The following is a 6,658-nucleotide window of genomic DNA, read 5'->3' on the forward strand; positions in this document are numbered from 1 at the left end:
CAACCGCGGCAGCAAGATCACCGTCCGCTACCAGCTCTGGCGGAATGCCACAGATGAGACCAGCCTTTCGAATCCATTGGTGTTCACCGTGGGCGTCGCGCTGGAACTGCTCGCCCCCTCGATCAAGGAGAACAGCGGCGACAGCGCACTCAACCCGCTGCTGGTCAGGGACACCTTGACCATCGTGGTGCCGGACAACAGCGCGTTGCTGCCAAACCATGAAATCAGCGTCACCTGGACTGGCGCTGACGGCACACCGGCCGGCGGGTCGCACACCTCAGTGCCGCGTGCGGTAAGCGAAGGGCTTGAGTTTGCGATCCCCAACAGCGTGGTGGCGTTCAACCTGGGTAAGCAGGTAAAAATCTCCTACGTCGTGATCATTGATGGTCATCCAACACCGTCCCGGGAATTTGACCTGACGGTGCAAGCAATGCCGCAGAGCGCGTTGGCCAGCCCCACCATCGAGCAGGCCGACAACGACGGCGCCGGCCCGGAACTGCATACCGGCAACCTGACCCAAGCGTCCGTACGCATGGGTGACTGGCCACTGATCGCCCTCAACCAATACGTCTGGTTGCGTCTGCGCGGGACCAATGCCGACGGCAGCGCCTACACACGCGAGATCTGGAGCGCACCGACGGCCTTCACCAACCCCGACTGGATTGCTGACCGCTTCTTCACTGTTCCGCTTCCAGCCGATGAGCTCAACGCTCTGCTGGATGACAGCAGCCTGGAATTGGCGTTTAAAGCGGCGCTTGGTCAGAGCACGGTGGAGAGTGAGGCGGTGGAGTTTCCGGTGCGTACTTATACGATCAAGGCGTTTGAGGATGTGCGGCCCACCATCATTTCGGCAAGAGACTCTGTGGGCCAGATGATTGTGTCTGGCCGTGATACTGCTGACAGAACGATAGTTCTGACCGGGGTCGCAAGCAGGGGCCAAAGAGTCGAAATTCTGGATAACCTGACAGCCATAGGCGAGGTCTTGGCAGACTCGCAAAACGGAGAATGGTCGTACACCTTGCTGGGGCTTGACGCGTTGACTCACATCTTCACAGCGAAGGTTCTAGATGGCAGTGATCAGACTTCTGCCCCGTACCTCATCGTTGTCATAGATGCAAAAGATGTTCTCAGTTTTTGGATGCAATTGCCGTCAGGAGGCGCCGGGTATCTTCCTCAAAACGGTAGCGTATTGTTATTTTCGAATTACGTGGGCTTGAGCTTGGGTTTTCAGGTCGTATCCCTCGCCATAGGAACTCATGTAGTAACGCTAAGTAGCCCCATGGGTGAGCTTCAAAGCAGGACTTTAGACATTAAATCCCCTGGTTCCCGTCAACTCGGATTATGGGGTATCACACTAAAAGGGCCGGGAATATATACGCTGAACTTCTTCGGCCCCACAGGAAAGCAGATAACTCCGCCCTTCACCGTCACATTCAATTGATACGAAAGGGTTTGCTCGCCTTAAACCCTAGTTGCTGAGAAGTGATAAGGGGACAGATTTATTTAATGGCAATTGCGAGCAGGCTCACGCCTACAAGGCATCTTTGCCGGGCACTTAACAAGTGACCAACGCAGATCCACCGTGGGAGCGGGCTTGCTCGCGAAGAGGCCAGAACTGTTAGCGCCTATTCCTTGGGCACAACATTATCCAGCGCCCGATTCACCGCCAACTCCCCCAGCATCACCACCTGCGCAATGCCCAACACCGTATTACGACTCGGCCCCTCCAGCGTCCCGGCGAAATCGCCGAGCATGACCGTGGCCGAGGCCAGGGATTCGCAGGTGTTGGCCAGCAGGGACTCCGTGTCGGTTTGTGGGTTGACCAGGAACATGCTGCTGGGGGTGTAGGGTGTGGCCATGATGTGCGCGGGCGCGAGGTAGTGATCGAGGGCGCGTTCGGTGGCTTCGTGGAGCTTTCTGGAGTTGAGGGATTCGTAGGGTGATACCGGGTCTGTGATTGGCAGATTGGGTGGGGTTTCGGGCATCAGCTGGAACTCCGATCGGGGCACTTTGAAAGGATTACTCACTGTAGGAACTGCCGCAGGTTCGGGCCGCGTTCGGACGATCTTTTGAGGTTGCTTTTAAAAAACAAAATCAAAAGATCGCAGCCTGCGGCAGCTCCTACACGGGACCGGTGATTAGTTCGGCACGCGGCGGCCGTCCAGTACCCGGTTGACCATCAGTTCACTGAGCATGATCACCTGATGCAGCATCAGCATGGCTCGACGCTGTGGGTTGTCGACGGTGTCGCCGATGTCGCGGGCCATGTCGCTGGCGGCGGCTAATGATTCGCAGGCTTCGACGAGCAACGTTTCTTCGTCCACGGTGGGGTCGATGAGGAAAATTCTGTTCGCCTTGCATGACGAGGCTGAAGGGATGGAGATCTTCAGTGCGCCGGGGTTGAGGTAGAAGTTGATGGCGCGGTCGGTTGCCGCTTTTATCTTCTGCGGGTCGAGGGCTGGGTCGTACGGGATCGAGGTGTCTGGGGGGTTGGGTGTGGCTTTGAACATAGGTGAAGCTCCTGCTTAGCAAAAGTAAGGAGCCATCACTCTCGCTACCAAACGAGGGTGGCGGCCATACGCGGGTTGGTAGACCGGTCTAAGCAGGAAAACCCGGCGCTCCCGAAGGAGCCCCACGCATGGCCACCATAAAAAATCGAGTCCCCCTGAAAAGGGACTGCATATGGCGTCGCCATCACACTTAGAAACGGGCTACCAAACCCGATCACTGATTTTCAGTGACAGGGAAACGATATAGCCCGGCCCATAGCCGTGTAAGCCGGCGGATTCTGGCGTACGCGTAGGTAACGGCGCAAGGTGTTGTAGCCGTTATGGCGTAACGGTTCGTGTACTTTAAACGTGGTTGCGGGGGTGCGTTTATTGTGTGTGTGGAGAACCGGGATTGCTCCTGTAGTTTTGATGGTGTCTGGCAAGCCGCTTTCGCGAGCAAGCTCGCTCCCACAGTTGGAATGAGTGCATTCAGTGGGAGGGTGATCGTCTTGTAGGCCGCCATCGCTGGCAAGCCAGCTCCCACAATTTGACCGAGTGTATTCAGTTGGGTATTGGTCGACTGTGAGGCCGCTTTCGCGAGCAAGCCCGCTCCCACAGTTGGATTGCGTGCATTCAGGTGGGAGGTTGGTCGGCTGGTAGGCCGCCATCGCTGGCAAGCCAGCTCCCACCATTTGACCGAGTGCATTCAGTCAAAGATTGGTCGACTGTGAGGCCGCTTTCGCGAGCAAGCCCGCTCCCACAGTTGGATTGCGTGCATTCAGTGGGAGGTTGGTCGGCTGGTAGGCCGTCATCGCTGGCAAGCCAGCTCCCACCATTTGACCGAGTGCATTCAGTCAGGGATTGGTCGACTGTGAGGCCGCTTTCGCGAGCAGGCTCGCTCCCACAGTTGGAAAGCGAAAAACAGGGACGGGTTCATCACCCGTCCCTTTCGATGTGTGCACTTCAGGCACAAGCCCGGCCAATCAGCTTCGGCAATCAGTCCCGCGCCAGTGCCTCGATCGGATCGAGGCGCGATGCATTTCGCGCGGGGACGAAACCGAAGACGATGCCGATCAGCGTCGAGCAGATCACCGCCGTCAGCACCGAGGCCATGGAGAACACCATCTCCCATTCCTTGATGAACAGCGAAAACAGGTGGCCGATGGCATACGACAGGGAAATGCCGATGGCCCCGCCGAGCAGGCAGACCATCACCGCCTCCACCAGAAACTGCTGACGAATGTCCGACTGGCGTGCGCCGACCGCCATGCGAATGCCGATCTCGCGGGTACGCTCGGTGACCGACACCAGCATGATGTTCATCACGCCGATGCCGCCGACCACCAGCGAAATCACCGCAATCAGCGACAGCAGCAAGGCCAGCGAGCGGCTGGTTTTCTGCACGGTCTGCATCACGCTGTCGAGGTTGTTGGTGTAGAAGTCCTTGATGCCGTGGCGTTGCAGCATCAATTGGGTGACGTGATTTTCCACGACTTTGCTCGACTGGCCGTCCTTGATCCGCACGCTGATGCTGTCGAGAAAACGTTGGCCCAGGATACGGCCGGCGGCGGTTTCGTAGGGCACCCAGACGTTGAGGGTTTTGCCCGAGGCAAACAGGTTCTTGTTCTCGGCGGCCACGCCGATCACGGTGCATGGCAGGTTACCGATCAGGATCACCTGGCCCAGCGGATCGACACCCTCGCCGAACAACCGATGCCGGGTGTTGTAGTCGATCACCACCACCTGCGCCTGACGCCGCGCGTCGCTCTCGCTGAAGGTGATGCCCGCCTCCAGTTTGATTCCGCGCACCTGGAAATACTGATCACTGACACCGTTGATCTGCGCATCGAGGTCGATGTTGCGATAACGCAGAAGCATGCTGCGACCGACCACCGGGGTGGCGCTGTCGACGTAATACAGCTGATTCAGCGCGGTGACGTCGGCCGGCACCAGTGTCTCGATCGAGGCGGCGCGCTTGTCGCCGAAACTGCTGCCGGAATAGATGTCGATGGTGTTGCTGCCGATCGCCGAAATGTCCTTGAGCACGTAGTTTTTCGCGCCCTCGCCGATCGCCGAAATTGACACCACCGAAGTGATGCCGATGACGATCCCGAGCATGGTCAGCAAAGTGCGCATGCGGTGCGAAATCAGCGCCACCCAGGCCATGTTGAAGGCTTCCTTGAACAGCCCGAGGCTGGCCACCAGGCGGCGGGTCGCCGGGGGCTTTGGCGGCACGTCTTCACCCGGCAGTTGCCCGGTGTCGCGCTGGTTGCGGCGGTCGCTGAGGATTTCACCGTCGCTGACTTCGATGATGCGCTCGGCGTTGGCCGCGACTTTCGGGTCGTGGGTCACCAGAATCACCGTGTGCCCGGCCGCGTGCAGCTCCAGCAGGATGCGCATCACCTCTTTGCCGCTGGCGGTGTCGAGGGCACCGGTGGGTTCGTCGGCGAGGATCACTTCCCCGCCATTCATCAAGGCCCGGGCGATACTCACCCGTTGCTGCTGACCGCCGGAGAGCTGACTCGGACGGTGCGTCAGGTGCCCGTCGAGACCCAGTCGCGCCAACAACTCGCGGGCGCGGGCGTGGCGTTGCGGCGCGGGGATGCCGGCGTAGATCGCTGGCATCTCGACGTTGTGCATCGCGCTCAGGTGCGGCAGCAAGTGATAGCGCTGGAAGATGAAACCGAAATAATCGCGGCGCAGCTCAGCCAGCGCCTGATCATCGAGGTCGCGGGTTTCCTGGCCATTGATCTTGTAGCTGCCGGCGGTGGCGTAATCGAGGCAGCCGAGGATGTTCATCAGGGTTGATTTTCCGGAGCCGGAGGCGCCGATGATCGCCACCATTTCTCCGGCATTGATCGTCAGGTTGATATCCTTCAGCGCGAGAAACTCGCGGTCGCCGGCGGTGAAACTGCGGGTGATGCCAGTCAGTTGCAGCAACGCTTGCGTCATGCTCAAGCCCCCGCCACGGCGGGCAACGGATCACCGATCACCACCCGCTCGCCTTCGCTGAGGCCCTGATTGATCTGCACTTTGACGTTGTTGTTGATCCCGGTCTGCACGTTGCGCGACTGCGCCTGGCCCTTGGCATCGAGCACCCGCACCGGAAAGCTGCCATCGGCGTTGCGTGGCCCAAGCGCGGCCACCGGCACGGTCAGCACCGATTGCGCGGTATCGAGGACGATGCGCACTTGCGCGGTCATCGAGATACGCAAGCGATGGTCGGGATTGGGCACCTCGAACAGCGCGTTGTAGAACACCGCGGTGTTTTGCTTCGGGGTGCCGGCCGGCGGCGTTTCGAGGAAGTTCTGCGGCGCAGGCTCAGTGCCGCGCAGCTTGCCGTAATAGCGTTTGTCTTCGCCGAGAATGGTGAAATACACCTGCTGCCCCGGCGCGATATGAATCACGTCGGCTTCCGAGACCTGGGCCTTGATGGTCATGGTGTCCAGATCCGCCAGTTTCAGCAGGATCGGCGCCAACTGGTTAGCAATCACGGTCTGGCCTTCCTGGGTGACGATGCCGACCACGTCGCCATCGATCGGCGCGACGATCCGCGTATACGCGAGGTTGACCTTGGCGGTGTCGATCTGGATGTGCGCACTTTTGATCTGCGCGTCCAGCGACAGCAGATTGGCCTGCTGCACCTCGTAGTCCGATTGCGCGGTTTCGAAGTCCTGACGCGAGATCGACGCATCTTCCTGCAGGTTCTGATAGCGCTGGTAAATCGCTTTGGTCTGTTTGAGCTGGGCCTGCGTGGCGCGCTTTTGCGCTTGCAGGTTTTCCTCATCGACCTGAGCCTGCCGCAGGGTGTTCTGCAGCACCAGCGGATCGATCTCGGCCAGCCACTGGCCCTTCTTCACCTTGTCGCCCACCTTGACCTTGAGCGACTTCAACTGCCCCGACACCTGAGCGCCGACGTCCACCTGCTTGACGCCTTCCAGCAAACCGGTGGCGAGCACGGTGTTTTCGATATCCGAGCGTTCGACCGGGGCGGTCTGGTATTTCGGCGCTTCGGCCGGTGCCTGCACCGTGTACAGCACCAACCCGGCCACCGCCGCCAACGCCAACCCCATACCGACTTTGCGCAACTTCGACTTTTCCATAAATAACCACAAGTCCGTTCAGGGATGAACCCGGCCAGCGGCCGGGTCTTGATAGAACAACCACAC

At 59.5% G+C, this 6,658-nt stretch carries 4 protein-coding genes and 1 pseudogene; 1 reads left to right on the top strand and 4 read right to left on the bottom strand.

The window, feature by feature from the left end; all coding sequences use genetic code 11:
• Window positions 1–1,441, top strand: a pseudogene (locus M0808_RS13990) (hypothetical protein); the annotation flags it as partial.
• 184 nt (window positions 1,442–1,625) lie between these two features.
• Here the strand turns inward: M0808_RS13990 and M0808_RS13995 are convergent.
• The 4 genes from M0808_RS13995 to macA all read right to left on the bottom strand — a co-directional run bounded on the left by M0808_RS13995 (window position 1,626) and on the right by macA (window position 6,592).
• Window positions 1,626–1,985, bottom strand: coding sequence for a DUF6124 family protein (locus M0808_RS13995; RefSeq protein WP_247841513.1), 360 nt, complete (start codon window positions 1,983–1,985; stop codon window positions 1,626–1,628).
• A gap of 153 nt (window positions 1,986–2,138) precedes the next feature.
• Entirely contained in the window at window positions 2,139–2,510 is a 372-nt protein-coding gene (locus M0808_RS14000; protein WP_247841515.1) for a hypothetical protein, read from the bottom strand.
• A 975-nt stretch (window positions 2,511–3,485) separates the two neighbouring features.
• The gene (locus tag M0808_RS14005; RefSeq protein ID WP_247841517.1) at window positions 3,486–5,441 is read right to left on the bottom strand and encodes a MacB family efflux pump subunit; all 1,956 of its coding nucleotides are present in this window, start codon (window positions 5,439–5,441) and stop codon (window positions 3,486–3,488) included.
• 2 nt (window positions 5,442–5,443) lie between these two features.
• On the bottom strand, window positions 5,444–6,592 hold the full coding sequence (gene macA, locus M0808_RS14010) for a macrolide transporter subunit MacA (protein WP_096797354.1): 1,149 nt from the start codon (window positions 6,590–6,592) through the stop codon (window positions 5,444–5,446).
• Window positions 6,593–6,658 lie beyond the last annotated feature (66 nt).

Origin of the sequence: Pseudomonas sp. MWU12-3103b, assembly GCF_023100615.1 — a bacterium.
GTDB lineage: Bacteria > Pseudomonadota > Gammaproteobacteria > Pseudomonadales > Pseudomonadaceae > Aquipseudomonas > Aquipseudomonas putida_A.